Source organism: Cohnella luojiensis, assembly GCF_004564235.1.
Lineage (GTDB): Bacteria > Bacillota > Bacilli > Paenibacillales > Paenibacillaceae > Cohnella > Cohnella luojiensis.
Map to the genome: position 1 here is coordinate 153,688 of NZ_SOMN01000006.1, position 13,664 is coordinate 167,351.

The 13,664-nt window shown below is 46.7% G+C and carries 14 protein-coding genes and 1 pseudogene; 2 read left to right on the plus strand and 13 right to left on the minus strand.

Features of this window, described 5'->3' with window-relative positions:
• Positions 1–7 precede the first annotated feature (7 nt).
• The 5 genes from E2980_RS07505 to E2980_RS07525 all read right to left on the minus strand — a co-directional run bounded on the left by E2980_RS07505 (position 8) and on the right by E2980_RS07525 (position 6,949).
• Positions 8–1,951 carry a TOMM precursor leader peptide-binding protein gene (locus tag E2980_RS07505; RefSeq protein WP_135151542.1) on the minus strand — a complete coding sequence of 648 codons (1,944 nt, stop codon included), beginning with the start codon at positions 1,949–1,951 and terminating at the stop codon, positions 8–10.
• The gene (locus tag E2980_RS07510; RefSeq protein ID WP_135151543.1) at positions 1,948–3,918 is read right to left on the minus strand and encodes a putative thiazole-containing bacteriocin maturation protein; all 1,971 of its coding nucleotides are present in this window, start codon (positions 3,916–3,918) and stop codon (positions 1,948–1,950) included. Before E2980_RS07510 ends, E2980_RS07505 begins: the two co-directional genes overlap by 4 nt.
• Before the next feature lie 303 nt (positions 3,919–4,221).
• Entirely contained in the window at positions 4,222–4,677 is a 456-nt protein-coding gene (locus E2980_RS25090; RefSeq protein WP_135151545.1) for a heterocycloanthracin/sonorensin family bacteriocin, read from the minus strand.
• 340 nt (positions 4,678–5,017) lie between these two features.
• Entirely contained in the window at positions 5,018–5,335 is a 318-nt protein-coding gene (locus tag E2980_RS24600; RefSeq protein ID WP_240702921.1) for a hypothetical protein, read from the minus strand.
• A 162-nt stretch (positions 5,336–5,497) separates the two neighbouring features.
• Complete coding sequence (locus tag E2980_RS07525; RefSeq protein WP_167747027.1) at positions 5,498–6,949, minus strand: UDP-N-acetylmuramoyl-L-alanyl-D-glutamate--2,6-diaminopimelate ligase; 1,452 nt, start codon at positions 6,947–6,949, stop codon at positions 5,498–5,500.
• Between the two features lie 248 nt (positions 6,950–7,197).
• Between E2980_RS07525 and E2980_RS07530 the strand changes: the two genes are divergently transcribed.
• A complete protein-coding gene (locus E2980_RS07530; protein ID WP_135151548.1) occupies positions 7,198–7,839 on the plus strand; it encodes a TraX family protein in 642 nt (213 codons plus the stop codon).
• A 314-nt stretch (positions 7,840–8,153) separates the two neighbouring features.
• Here the strand turns inward: E2980_RS07530 and E2980_RS07535 are convergent, their stop codons facing one another.
• Positions 8,154–8,432 (minus strand): BlaI/MecI/CopY family transcriptional regulator, encoded by a 279-nt coding sequence (locus tag E2980_RS07535; protein WP_240702922.1) that lies wholly within the window; start codon positions 8,430–8,432, stop codon positions 8,154–8,156.
• A gap of 144 nt (positions 8,433–8,576) precedes the next feature.
• On the opposite strand from E2980_RS07535, the pseudogene E2980_RS07540 reads away from it, so the two are divergent.
• A pseudogene (locus E2980_RS07540) lies at positions 8,577–8,895 on the plus strand (multicopper oxidase domain-containing protein); the annotation flags it as partial.
• Here E2980_RS07540 and E2980_RS07545 read toward each other — a convergent pair.
• From E2980_RS07545 to E2980_RS07575, 7 genes are all read right to left on the minus strand, one after another.
• Complete coding sequence (locus tag E2980_RS07545; protein ID WP_135151550.1) at positions 8,873–9,073, minus strand: methyl-accepting chemotaxis protein; 201 nt, start codon at positions 9,071–9,073, stop codon at positions 8,873–8,875. The pseudogene E2980_RS07540 and the gene E2980_RS07545 overlap by 23 nt on opposite strands.
• Positions 9,070–9,174, minus strand: coding sequence for a HAMP domain-containing protein (locus E2980_RS07550; RefSeq protein ID WP_135151551.1), 105 nt, complete (start codon positions 9,172–9,174; stop codon positions 9,070–9,072). Before E2980_RS07550 ends, E2980_RS07545 begins: the two co-directional genes overlap by 4 nt.
• A gap of 77 nt (positions 9,175–9,251) precedes the next feature.
• Positions 9,252–10,226, minus strand: coding sequence for a DMT family transporter (locus E2980_RS07555; RefSeq protein ID WP_135151552.1), 975 nt, complete (start codon positions 10,224–10,226; stop codon positions 9,252–9,254).
• Entirely contained in the window at positions 10,226–10,930 is a 705-nt protein-coding gene (locus E2980_RS07560; protein ID WP_135151554.1) for an ABC transporter ATP-binding protein, read from the minus strand. Before E2980_RS07560 ends, E2980_RS07555 begins: the two co-directional genes overlap by 1 nt.
• 11 nt (positions 10,931–10,941) lie before the next feature.
• Entirely contained in the window at positions 10,942–11,712 is a 771-nt protein-coding gene (locus tag E2980_RS07565; RefSeq protein WP_135151555.1) for an ABC transporter ATP-binding protein, read from the minus strand.
• On the minus strand, positions 11,709–13,001 hold the full coding sequence (locus E2980_RS07570) for a branched-chain amino acid ABC transporter permease (RefSeq protein ID WP_135151579.1): 1,293 nt from the start codon (positions 12,999–13,001) through the stop codon (positions 11,709–11,711). Before E2980_RS07570 ends, E2980_RS07565 begins: the two co-directional genes overlap by 4 nt.
• A 9-nt stretch (positions 13,002–13,010) precedes the next feature.
• Positions 13,011–13,664 (minus strand): branched-chain amino acid ABC transporter permease (locus E2980_RS07575; protein WP_135151557.1); only part of this gene is annotated, 654 nt, incomplete at its 5' end.

Genomic DNA, 13,664 nt, shown 5'->3' on the forward strand with positions numbered 1-13,664 from the left:
TGACGGCTTATGGAAATGGATGCGGATGCGGGTTGAGCTGTTCTACCGTAAGCGGTTGTTTAACATACCCGAGTTCCACTGGTACCCTCAACACCCTCTCCAGCCCTGCCAGGCGAGTAAAGTGATGTCCGAACGTCATCGGCAACATCCCCGGAATCAGCACTTTTACGCAATGCAATCCAATTCGACTGATTTCCGGTCTCGTCTGGTTCACTACATTCACATCGAGGTTCAGAAGGCGAAACACGTGGAGAATATCCTTCAGGTCTTCGGTCAGATCCGCATGCTTCACCTTCCGCTTGAACTCTTCTTCAAACGTTCGAATTGGACGATTTTCATCCAACAAAAATTGCAGGCGCTCCTGTGCTTGCGGCAAACTATACAGCATGGAATGGTCCTCCATGTGCTGCACCAGGAACGGATCGTTTAACATTTGCTTAACCTTATCTTGGTTCGCCTCAAACTTTTTATCAAGCATCAGCATCGTACTGGCCAGCTCATGAATCGCGCTTTTCACCGCCCGTATGGGGTCCAGATGAGCACCGGCCGCACAGATGAGATTCACTCCCTCTAGTTTCCTGTTTTTCGCTACTACCCAAACGGTTGGAATCCCGTTCTCCATCGTCGTATTAAACAAATAGAGATCATATCCCGCCACCGCCTCCAAACGATTGACCATCAACATTAGTTCCCGGTCGTCAGCAGAATAAGGGTCAACTCGCGGGACAGGTAATTGCGCGTACCAAGTCATCAGAAATGAATCTCGTTCCACCACTTCCAAAATGCCATAGAAAATGGCTTCCTCCAAACTTCCGCCTAACGCGCATCCGTTGGAAGTTTCATAGACGAAGCCATCCCCACAACCCGTGTTATAATAGGCAAGCTCCTGCGGAACCAGAATGGGACGCTCTTGTAAAAGGGAATAACCCCATACCCAATCCATTGAGCGGTCAGGATCAAACGGTCTAAAAGGGAAATCGGATCGCTCATATTGTTCCTTCGTGTGAAGCCCTACCTTGACGGGATTGAGCGCTTGATTTGACAGATTGCGGAAACTGTCGCGGACCACCGCCCGTTTGACACGGGGTGCCAAACCGCAGTACCTCTCCAAGCCCTCCAAAGTGGCTGCCAACTCACTTTCTGCATAGGAATGAGTCCGACCACCTGTAACTACATCCTCCGTGAATAACGGCAGATTCACGCTTGTATCGGCAAACGAGGACGCGAGGTCAAACCTTTTCCCATTTAAAATACCAGTCCGATAGTCCAGATAATCTTTGATCAGAACTTCCTTCAAATCATCGATCGAACGGCAGCGGTAACTGTCAGCGCTAATCTTCGGACTTGGCCCAAGTGAAATTGAAGCCTCTATCGACGAATCATCGGGCCATTCTCCACAAACCGAACATAACGGGTCGGGCAGGAAGAAGTGGCGTGAGCTCTTCAGCGTTTTCAGGTTGAACAAAAATACCCGTCCTTTTAATTGGCACCGTCGGCCTTGCAATACCCTCTGTGTCTCCGCAACAATCAGGTGACCCATCTGCAAAAGGCCCGTCCGCGATGCCCAAGGGTCACGTGAGATTCCCCCGTGAACCGCCAGTTTCCGCTCTAATTCCCGCATATCCTTGCGGTCGAATCCTCCCATAAGGCGTCGCAAGTCCGCACATTGGGAGCATCCAGGCGTACCCTGAACAACCAATGGCCCTACCACGCCTTCGCCAAATGAAACGAAGCCGCGAAGCCAAGGGATGCCCGCTGGTACCAACACCTTTTCCGCTTCGAGATGAATGGAGGGATGCCAGAAATCGTGCAGCACCAGAGCTAAATCTGTTGTTTCCGGAACGCTTGCCTTGAAGTCGGTCTGACGAATAACGTGGTATTGCGCTGACAGTTCACCGCACACGAAGTCTGCCAACAATCCTTCTCCGGCGACTAACACGATAGCACTCATCGGGATTCCTCCTCTCGCAACAACACGCCGAACACGCCTGCCATTCCCTCTCTCAAAAACGGTTCCAGCGCCAGATCGAATACTAACAGCTGCTTATGGTTCCGTTTCAAGATCTGCAAGGCGGACTGCAAGACTTCCGATTGAACCGCCTCTTCACACGCTGGGATCATAAGATTTTGCGGCCCCTTTTCTTCCAGAAGAACGGACGAAATCTCCATCGCTTGTGTCGCGAGGCACGCCGATTTGTTTTGAGCCTTCGACAGCGAATATTGCAGCGCCTTCCGCAGCGCCATTGTCACATTCAATCCAACGCATCCATACCAGAGGCCGCCCGTACCTACCCACACCACTGGGAAGCCGCATACTTCCGCTCCCAAGCCGATTATCGGCAATCTTTCCATCGTGATCAATGCCTGCAAATAAAACAGGCTTCGCTCATCTTCTAATGCATTTGCATTTAAGTGCACCTTAAAAATAGAAGGCTTTTGATCTGCCTGTTGCTTGCGCAGCTCCTCGTTCAAACATTTTTGCAGCCCACGACTTATGCCTTCGGTAGCCGTCTCCCCCGCTCCGATGCCGACAAATTCGTGGGGTTCTACCATACTACACTCTACTTCCTGATGTACGGGAATCGATGTACCGAGTAGACCGGCCATTCGTGACACATACGCTTCAATTCCGACAAGACCCGCTTCCCGGCGCGCTTCCTCATGCGTCAGACCTGTGCATATCATCTCCGGCAAAAGCTCAGCCGGTCCTTCCGAAAGCGGATCGGCTACTTGAACGCGGCACTGGGAGAGCGGAAGCTGCTTCAATTCCCCCTCCTCCCAAATATGGAAAATCCCCGATTCCGACGATGTCAACAAGCTGAAGAAAGGAAGCAATCCGCTCGACTTATTTCTTTCAGAATTTTGTTCGAGCAGCATTTCGAGATCTTGTACCCGTTCGGCCACTGTATGCCCTGTCACCAGCGGATGAGGCAAAAACGAATGCCAGTTTCCTTCCAGCGTCTCCAGATCCAACAAGTAAAATTTATGATTCCGTTCCGAATCTGTCACGCCTGTAACGGTTTTAAACAATTCAAATACGATTACATTCGACAACAATGCTCCCGCAGTCGAAGAGAAGGTGTGCAACTGCGAGTCTTTGCAAAGTGCGGATCGGTGTATGCGGCGCCACGCCGACTCCCAACTTCCCTCATTAGCCGAATGCACCAGCGGACCCGCCAGACCTGCCTGCTGCAGAACCATGGCGGGAAGTAATGCCTTCTTCTCCTCTCTGCAAACCGTATGAAGTGCCCGTACTTCCTTGATATCGCCAGCCTGCGACACATACAAAATCCAGTCAAACGGTTGCACAGCTTCCCGCCAAGAATTCATGCTCTCCTTCAGTAAGGTGACCTCCTCCAAAGTCACCTCAGGATCCGTTTTACGGGCATCCGCCGCCAGTTCCATTAATCGCTGCCGATTCGTTGGCAATGAGTCTGTAATCAGCACATGAAACCTCGGTAATCCGGATTCTAACAATGCCGCAACTAACGAAACAAAAAATGGGCCAGACCCGACCGCTAACACTTTGGCCTGACGATAGGATTGAAAACGGTACGCACCCGAATTGCTTATATTTTCCAAAAACTCAATTTGAGAAGCGTGCTTTTCGAGCACCTCATCCGGCAATTGATGCGAACGGTCTTGGCTTATATCCCTAATAAAGCCGTTTTGGTATAATATTTCGGCAATATTATACACCTGATCTATGTATGGATCCGACAATCCGTCCGTCAAGTCGTGCAACGTATACTCCCCATTAAACATCGGTATCAGTTTTTCAATCCACTGATCGATCGTCCTGCCTTCTAAACGGAACGAGCATAAGTTATTCCGAAAATATACACCGCCGTTTGGATCAGGGATATAAAAAGTGTCCCCTTTCACTTTCAAACGCATTGAAGGGTTTAAATATGTCATTCCGTCTCTCCTATCCATGAGCCACTCTAAAAACTGCTCTATCATATACACTTATCTTATGTATGGGTACGGCAACGATTCGTTATTTTTAGAGCCATAAGTTTAGCCGATAATATCTGTCGTGAAGATTCATGAAGCCAAGGAGGACAACTCTTAAAGAACAAAACTCCGCCGAAAAACTTACATCGGCGGAGTTTGGACTAGCGGCTTTTTAATAATACAAATCGTTTCCGTACTCAGGGGCAATTTTTTTCTTAGGTAACTACGGTTTTCTTCAGAATTATTGTCTATGTTCACACTTTATTATCTATGGCAATGAGCAGCATGACAATGTGCATGGCAATGAGTAGCATGACAATGAGTGGCATGGCAATGTGCATGACAATGAGTAGCATGACAATGTGCATGACAATGAGTAGCATGACAATGTGCATGACAATGAGTAGCATGACAATGTGCATGACATTGAGCAGCATGACAATGCCCAGCACCGTATTGTTGAGCTAGAACACTATTATACTGGTCTTGATTATCCCAAGGCCTCACCGTTCCTCCCGCAAAATTGTCGACACTCAACGTCTGAAGTTCTTGTTTGAAACCATCCATTTTTAATAACCTCCGTTTGTTAAATAATAGCTTGCTCCGGCTCCCTAACCAGGAACTGGAATAATACTGAACGAAAATAATCAACTGTCTGCGGAGTGAATCCACAAAAAATCCAACAGTCGAATTTCCCCTTCGACATGTGTATGCACCCATTCGCACTATGGTTAGTTGTCTAATTCACTTCCACGGACATCTCAGCTTGAACAGACTCGATGGGAGACGGTTTTCCTTGGAGGCTAAATGAAATGAAATAAAGCGCCTTGGGGTTTTCCCAAAGCGCTCATTGTATTAAATAATCAGTATACTGAGATCTTCTCCTCTCCGGAAGCGATCTTTACTTTCACTATCAAGTATTAGCTTACGTCTTCCCTTAACTTTTCCATCGACATACGTTCGATAAACTTGGAGAATTTCTCTTAATTTTTCCCTTCTTGCTGAAACGTTTGAATGAGCCGCAGAACAATCGGTACCAACTTATCCGCAGATACGTCGGTCACAAACGGGACCCAAGGGTCGCTTTCAATGACTTACCTTCCCCACCTACATAGATGTCGAACGTATCCCTCATTTTGACGACGCCAATGTCTTTGAGCAAAGGTTCACTCGTACCGAGCGCGCAGCCGGCATAGCCGATTTTGAGCGGACTCGGGACTTCATGTCCTGCAATGGCACCACCTAAAGCTTTCGCAATGTCCAATCCTGCATCCTCGGTCCCTCTACAAAAATTGCATGCAATCAAACTCTTGCTGTAAAATCCAGACGGATGAATTTCTAGCCCGGTGTCCTTCAGCTTCTGTTTCACTTCGTCCAAGCGATCTTCTTCTCCTCCACGTACATCTGTTTGAAGGTTGTCAGTCAATCCGCGAATCTTCGCCGACAATTGACCCCAGAACAGCGAGCTGCTCTGGCTTAAAAATACTGCCTCCCACTTCGAAACCGGGAGTGACTGCAAATTCTATCCTTGCCATCGACTTCATCGTGTCTCCTTATTTAACAAGTATTGAATTGTATCCCGATCTGATTTACATGGCAAGGCAAAGTATTGATCGTAAGTTTCAATTCCTTTTCCGGTAATGGCAACCAGGTCCCCCTTTCCAACTTGTTCCCACACATATTCAATCGCTTTTGTTCGATCCTCAATAACCATACAATGCTTTCCTTCAAAATCATTCGCAAAACCATGAAGTTGCTCTAATATGCTCTCGGGTTCCACGTCGTTCAAATCATCCTGAGTTAAAATAATTCGGTCGCTCCAAGCTGCCGATATCTCTAGCATGACGTGTCGCTTGGTGGGGTCTCCATTTCCCCGAAACCCAAAAATATGAATGACCCGACTAGGTTTACGTGCATGCAATGTTCGAAGAAATTGAAAGAATCCATCAGGAGTATGAGCGTAATCAATAATAAACTGTGCACCGTTAGGGTGGGAGTAAACCTCATATCGGCCAGGAACACCCGGGAAAGATTGTAAGGCATTCTGAATAATGGCGGCTTTTATACCGATTTGACGGGCTGTCAACCAAGCTGCAGCCACATTCCAGAAATTATAAATTCCTTCGAGTGATGTACTGACAATATAATGCTTGTCCCCCTCCCTTATCTCAACCTTCAATGGAGATTCCGATTTGACTACGATAAGTTCGATTTGATCTCTATCCGAGTCTCCAAAAGTCTTTACACTGCTCTTTTTAGTCAAAAGTTGATCTATAAGACGTTTTCCCCAATTGCATCGGCTTGTTATGATTGCTACTCCATTTCGTTTCATTTGTGTAAATAATCGGGCCTTAGTCTGAAAATAGTCTTCCAGTGTCTTATGATAGTTAAGATGGTCATGACTTAGGTTAGTAAATAAAGCGAGGTCGTACTCAATTCCATGAATCCGGTCTTGATCAATGCCATGAGAGGAGACTTCCATTATTACCACCTGATCTTGACTCTGATACAGTAACTGCTGTAACTGTAAAGCGTCGGGTGTTGTTTGTGTTGAAGGTATTTCCATTCCATTGATGTAATGAGAAACGGTCCCAATAAGAGAACAAGAAATGCCGGCTGATTCCAATATATATCGAAGTAAATGCGCTGTCGTTGTTTTTCCGTTAGTCCCGGTAATACCGATCATCATATGCCGTCGAGACGGATTTTCGTAAAATTCACTGGCAAGTAGAGCTAAAGCCTTACGGGCATTGCTAACACGGTAATAAGGAACTGATAAATTATTTAAGTTCTCTTCACCTACGATAGCCACTGCCCCTGCTTTAATGGCTTCCAAGATATAATTGTGGCCGTCGACTTTTAACCCCCGTATTGCAACGAACAAATCACCTTTTCTTACTTTACTGGAATGAAATTGAATACCCGATATAATAATTTCAGTTGAAGAGGGGTAATCGATTGTGACTGATTCTAAGAGTGAGGTCAGATCCATAGATACTCCTTTTACAAATTTTGTCCAATAACATCTCAGTTTTACCATTAATAAGATAATGTGGGCCAGAGTCGTAAATCCCAACTGTTTTATTATGAACAAAGGTCTTAACTCATATCCAATCCAGGTTGAATAAACCTTGAACAGATGCATCATTGTTAATTATACTGAATTCTTGATACTTAAAACTACATATTGTAATATTTTGGTACTACGAAAAACAAAACCGTTCCTAAAGGTGACTAAAGATGTTGCAAATAATCGCAATGATAACTATGCTCGTTGACCATGTTGGTTTGATTTTTTTCCCTGATACTTCATTATTTCGCATAGTGGGACGAATCGCGTTTCCTCTATATAGTTGGTTTTTGGTACAAGGGTACCTGCATACAAGAAACCATAAGAAATATATGCAGAGACTTTTCTGGTTGGCGTGTGCCTCCCAGATCCCCTACTCCCTAGCCTTACAACAATTGGAGTTTAATGTGATTTTCACTCTTTTGTTATCACTAATTGCGCTTTATGCTTTGGACCATTTGACACCGGCGTTAAAAATAATTGTGATCAGTGGAGTGTTCAGTTCTGCTATCCTTGTACCTATGGATTATGGCCTATATGGAATATTGTTAATCTTTATATTGCGTTATTTTAATCAATGGGGAATGATTGGTTGCCACATGCTTTTAAACCTGATGTTTTCATTAATCTATGGACCAGGCTACTGGATTCAATTATTTAGCATATTTGGGACTGTTCTAATCGCCAATGCCTATCCTATTCCATATCGTTCGGTTGTCATTGGCAAATGGCTATATCGGAGTTTTTATCCGGCGCATTTAGCCATTTTATACTTGATATCCTTCTGGGTTGAACATTTCGATATTCAATGAGTAACAGAGTAGTTCATAGTGAATATTTATGAAGTTTGATTGGAGGGAAGATCTATTATTCAGTACGGAGACCAATATGAGCACAATGGATCAAACCAACATGGATGGATAAGAAAAAAAACGTAAACAAAAGACAAATCTAAGACTCGGAAGCACTTGCGTTAAGATGTAGATCTGCGCCCATACAAGCCACCGATTAGAATGATAAGTCCGAATATAAAGTGATGTTTAATCCTCATGAAGGATCACGCTTCCATTCCTTTAACCTAGCTTCAAGAAGTTTTAGCAGCTGCGGATCAGCTTTTTGAACCACATCAAAAACGAAGAAATTCATCTTTGCTTTGGATAGATTGATAAGTGCTGAGACGATTTCTTCCTGCGCCTGTTGTCTTTTTATTCAAATGCCCCTTCTCGTGAAGACGGTTCATAACTGTCATAACCGCGTTGTACGAAAGCTCACCGTCCAAGAGCGATTGAACTTGCTTTATGGTAACTTCCTCATGCTCCCATATGATCTTCATGATCTGTGCTTCAAGAGACCCGAAAAACCGATTCAATCCCTCTTCGTGCATTTTCATCCGAGGTACCTTCAAGAGTAACGACCTCCTTCCGAACCCATTTTTACCACAAGTCTTTCTTTTTACGTTACTGTTTGAGCATTGCAATGAAGCCCGCTATCTTAGGATAGTGGGCTTGTTCATTATTGCAAATACACCAGACTCTTGTTCATCTACTCCTACACGATCAACGGGAAATCCGGATCACTTGTAAACAAGTTACTCGTTAAGGAAGGTGAAAAATACGGATTCGTTTGATCAATGCCGGATATCTCTCTCATCAAATCCATTTGCACGGACATGAATTTAAGATAACGGCAACCCACGGACAAGCGATAAACAATCTCGGCATCCTGAAAGACAAAGTCGTCCGCCTGGCGAACGCTATGGTTTTGAATTTGAAGCAAATAATCCCGGACAGTGGATGATCGAAGATCATGGCGACAATGAGTCGGTAAAAGGAATGAAGGCAATTATCACATACGAAGGTTCAAATAAAAAAGCGCACTAGCGGTAATATGCTGTACGGCGGACAACACTTCATGAATCGCTTTAGCGCACTCGTCCACGCTGTGTACTTGTTTCTTGGACCCTTCCGCCGCTTCATGAACCGTTAGCGCAATTTGCTCCGTTGCCTTACTGACTTGTTCGGCGCCTGTACCAACCTGACGGATCAAATGCGAAGACTCCTCGACATTTCATTAAATGAACCGGCCAAGTCGCTAACCTCGTCACGGCTTCTCACTTTGATCTCTTTGGAAGTCAGGTCACCCGACAAATAAAAAACCGATCAACATTTTTTTGCTGATCGAAAGCCGAAATCGTTTCTGCTCTTCCATTTCTCCCTGGAGATCTTCATTTAGCGATCCTCCCTAAACTGGTCCGGACGCCGCGAGGTCTTCCCGAAAATAAGCTATGAAGGGTCATTCCGCCAATGATCAGGGACATCCCGATCCAGGACAGCGCCGGTGGAATGGGGACGGGAAGAAGCAGCAATTCACCGGCCGCAGCGAAGACGACTTCTCCCGATTGCGTCGCTTCTACGGCGCCCAATTTCTGCGTGGATCCCTTGGCCATATCCGTCGCCTTGAAGAAGAGAACGGTCGCTATCACACCGGAACTGACGGCGACAAGCACTGACTGTCCGGTTTGACCTGCGCTCGGCAGTCCATCCTGAACAAATGCATAGATCGACATGCAGATCCATAGCGGAAGGCTCGCCAACGCCATTCCGAGTACCCGCTGATAGGCGTCCAGCTTTCCCTCGCATACCTCCATCATCTTCCGATTGCCGAGCGGATAAGCAAACGCGGCAATAGTAACGGGCACCACGCCGAACAGCAAATCTGTTGCGGAGAGATGCCCGGCCTGACTCAGTTGCATGACCCCCACGCCGAACAGGATAATGAGGGACATACTCAAGCCTTTCCAGTGAATGCTTTCCCTTATTCGAACAGGACCGTTTGGCGTTGATACAACTTTGTAAAACAAGGGGGCGAGCAAAGAACCTGCAACGATCGTAATTTGCCAGGTTCCCGCTATCAGCCATCCCGGTTCGTATTCTGCCGCAAAACATACGGGAGCGTACATTACACCGAATCCAACGAAGCTCCATCCGAACCAAGTCAAGAATCGCTTTTTCATATGCGACAGCAACGGTTTCAGATTCCCTCTGAACGCGACAATTGCGAGCAGAAAAGGAATCATAAATAAGAAACGCAGTGAAGCGGTGTACATCCAATTTCCGTCGGACAATTTCATCGCCTGATTCAATACAAAGGTAGATGAAAAGAAGAATGATGCCAAGATGCCATACAGAATCGGACGCATTATGCCAAATAGGCCTCCTTGACCTGATCGTCAGAGAGTAATGATTTCGCCTCGCCCTCCATGATGATTTCGCCGGTTTGAATCACATAACCTCGGTGGGCGATCTGAAGCGCCTGAAAGGCATTTTGCTCCACTAGCAAAATGGTCATCCCTTCGCGGTTCAACTCCTGAATGATATCGAAAATTTGTTCGACGATGATTGGGGCCAATCCCATCGACGGTTCGTCCAGAAGCAATATTCTAGGCTGCATCATCAGCGCTCGGGCGATGGCGAGCATCTGCTGCTCTCCGCCGCTCATCGTTCCTCCCAATTGGCCAAAACGTTCTTTCAAGCGAGGGAAATAGGCGAATGCCCGTTCCGTTCTCTCTTTAATTAGCTTCTTATCTTTAACCGAGAACGCTCCCATCTCCAAATTTTCCTTAACGGTTAGCCGCGAGAAAATACGCCTGCCTTCCGGCACATGCGCAATGCCATCCAACGCCGTCTGATGAGGAGGTTGGGAACTTATCTCTTTTCCGTTGAATACAATCGCCCCTTGCGTCTTCACCTGACCGCAAATCGACTTGAGCGTTGTGGACTTACCGGCTCCGTTCGATCCGATGAGCGTTACAATCTCCCCTTCGTTCACTGTCAGCGAGATTCCTTTCAATGCTTCAATCGCGCCATAATAAGCATGTACCTTTTGAAGCTGAAGCAAGCTCATGTTATCACTCCTTATTGCGCTGCGCTTTTGCCTAAATAAGCTTCTATTACCCTGGGGTTGCTGCGTATTTCTTCCGGAACGCCCTCCGCGATCTTAGTGCCGTAATCGAGCACCAAGATATAATCGGACAATTCCATAACCAATTTCATATCATGTTCGATCAATATAATCGTGATGTCAAGCTCTTGCCGAATTCGCTTGATCAGGTCGATCAACTCCACCGTTTCGCGCGGATTCATTCCCGCCGCGGGCTCATCCAGCAGCAGAACTTTCGGCTGGGTTGCCAATGCCCTGGCAATTTCCAGACGTCTTTGGGCGCCATACGAAAGGCTGTTCGCCTGCTCGTTAAGCAAGGTCTCCAACCCGACATATTCGAGCAACCGGTATGCCTCTTCTTGCGATCTATTTTCTTCCGCCCGGTTGCTAGGCAGACGGAGCAGCGTTCCGAACAATCCCGCTTTCAAATGAATATGCATTCCGACCATGACGTTCTCCAGAACGGTCATGCTGCCGAACAGCCGGATATTCTGAAACGTACGCGCGATGCCCCTTTCCGTGATCTGGTGAGGTTTCAAATTCAAGATCGATTTACCGTCCAGTACGATGTCGCCTTCATCCGGCTGATAGATTCCGGTAATCACATTAAAAAAGGTAGTTTTACCGGCACCGTTCGGACCGATAACCGCGGATATTTTTCCTTTCGGAAACGCAAAATCGACTTTGTCCACAGCAGTTAAACCGCCAAAACGTTTGACCAAATTCGTCACTTTGAGAATCGTCATTTGGCAACACCCCCGCTTTGCCCGGGCGATTGCTGAACGGGAATGGCAGCTAAAGTACGTTCCGCTTTAAAAAGCTCGGCATCCACTTTGCGATTTTTGGCGACGATTAATCCGTTCGGCCTGAAAATCGCGATGGACACCAAAATCGCGCCAAAAATGAACCTCTGCATTTTCGACGGTGATAACGCATTGGGAATACTAATCGTGCCATTCATCGTCAATTGGTTCAGCCAATTCGTCAGCTCCGTCAACACCTGCAGGTTGAGTATCGTAACCAGAGCGGCACCAAGAATGACCCCGGGAACGCTTCCCATTCCGCCCAAAATGACCATGACCAGAATCGTTATCGACTCGAGAAGCGTAAAGCTGGTCGGATCGATAAACGTTTGTTTAGCTGCAAATACGACGCCCATCATCCCGGAAAAAGATGCGCCTACGGCGAAAGCAGTCAATTTGGTGCGGATTAAAGGAATACCCATCGATTGGGCCGCGATTTCGTTTTCCCTAATCGCTTTCCACGAACGCCCCATCTTGGAATGCTCCAGCCTTCTTACGGTGAAAATGACGAGTACCAAAATCACGATGACGATAAAATAAAATTGATGCGGAAACGTAAACTTTAAACCGAACAGATTCGGGGGTTGAATCGACGAAAGTCCCATTGCCCCGTTCGTAATATTGATCGGTTTTTCCATGTTGTTAAAGATGATTCGAATGATTTCGCCGAACCCCAGCGTAACGATCGCCAAGTAATCCCCTTTGACCCGAAGCACCGGCAGACCGAGAAGCACGCCGAACAAGGCGGCAATAAATCCGCCAATCAGGATAAACACCCAGAACGACGACCCGGAGAGCGGGAATAATTGGCCTGAAATAAAGTTGTTCGCTTGGGGAGTGGCAAAAATGGCATACGTGTATGCCCCGATCGCGAAGAAAGCGACAAACCCCAAATCAAGCAGACCAGCGAACCCGACCACGATGTTCAGTCCGAGCGCCATCGCGATATAGATGCCGCATTGCGTAGCGACTTCCATGTAGGATTCGTGGGCAAGTCCTCCCGAGGTGGCGAACGGGATAACGATAAACAAAAGAATGCCGCCAACCGCCCACTTCACGGAGTTCTTAAACGAAGTAAAGTATAGCAGGAGCAACGAACCAAGCAGGAGCAAAAACGCAACAACGGACTTATCCAAAAAATAGACGCTCAATGCAGTAACAACGACAAAAAGCGTATAGATCGAAGCCTGGGTTGGCAGATTTTTCTTGAGCAACGTTTTCCATTTATCCATGAAGATCACCTACACTTTCTCCTTGACGGCTTTGCCGAATAACCCTTCCGGTTTGAAAATCAGGATCGTAATCAAGATAACGAATGCGACCACGTCTTTATACTCCCCGCCGAAATTGCCTCCCGTAATGATCCCGAGGTTCGCAGCGGAGAACATTTCCAACACGCCGATAAAAAGTCCTCCGAACATCGCGCCGCGAACGTTGCCGATTCCTCCAAGCACGGCTGCGGTAAAAGCTTTCAAGCCTAAAATAAAACCGATATAAGGATCAATCGTACCGTACTGTTGGGCGAACAAAACGCCCGTACCGCCGCCCAATGCGGATCCGATAAAGAACGTCAACGCAATGACTTTGCTCACATTGATGGACATCAGAGAAGCCGTTTCGCGGTCCTGCGCAACGGCGCGCATAGCTACGCCCCATTTGGTGCGATTGATGAAGAGATCGAGTCCGATCATGAGCAATACGGCAACAGCAAGCACGATAATCGAGTTCATTTTCAAAAATGCGTCATCAAAACTGTCCCAAATGGAAGAAGATTTAATGATAATGTTCTCATTGTAGAGCGAGATGCCTGTCACTAAGAAGCTCCCAGTCTTCAAGTCGGCAATAAAACGAACAATATCCTGAAGTAAAAAAGATACTCCGATAGCTGAAATCAG

Excerpts from the sequence above, each read along its gene's own strand:
- E2980_RS07505 (WP_135151542.1), bottom strand. The coding sequence starts at position 1,951 with ATGAGTGCTATCGTGTTAGTCGCCGGAGAAGGATTGTTGGCAGACTTC.
- E2980_RS07510 (WP_135151543.1), bottom strand. The coding sequence starts at position 3,918 with ATGACATATTTAAACCCTTCAATGCGTTTGAAAGTGAAAGGGGACACT.
- E2980_RS25090 (WP_135151545.1), bottom strand. The coding sequence starts at position 4,677 with ATGGGTGCATACACATGTCGAAGGGGAAATTCGACTGTTGGATTTTTT.
- E2980_RS07525 (WP_167747027.1), bottom strand. The coding sequence starts at position 6,949 with ATGGATCTGACCTCACTCTTAGAATCAGTCACAATCGATTACCCCTCT.
- E2980_RS07530 (WP_135151548.1), top strand. The coding sequence starts at position 7,198 with ATGTTGCAAATAATCGCAATGATAACTATGCTCGTTGACCATGTTGGT.
- E2980_RS07555 (WP_135151552.1), bottom strand. The coding sequence starts at position 10,226 with ATGCGTCCGATTCTGTATGGCATCTTGGCATCATTCTTCTTTTCATCT.
- E2980_RS07560 (WP_135151554.1), bottom strand. The coding sequence starts at position 10,930 with ATGAGCTTGCTTCAGCTTCAAAAGGTACATGCTTATTATGGCGCGATT.
- E2980_RS07565 (WP_135151555.1), bottom strand. The coding sequence starts at position 11,712 with ATGACGATTCTCAAAGTGACGAATTTGGTCAAACGTTTTGGCGGTTTA.
- E2980_RS07570 (WP_135151579.1), bottom strand. The coding sequence starts at position 13,001 with ATGGATAAATGGAAAACGTTGCTCAAGAAAAATCTGCCAACCCAGGCT.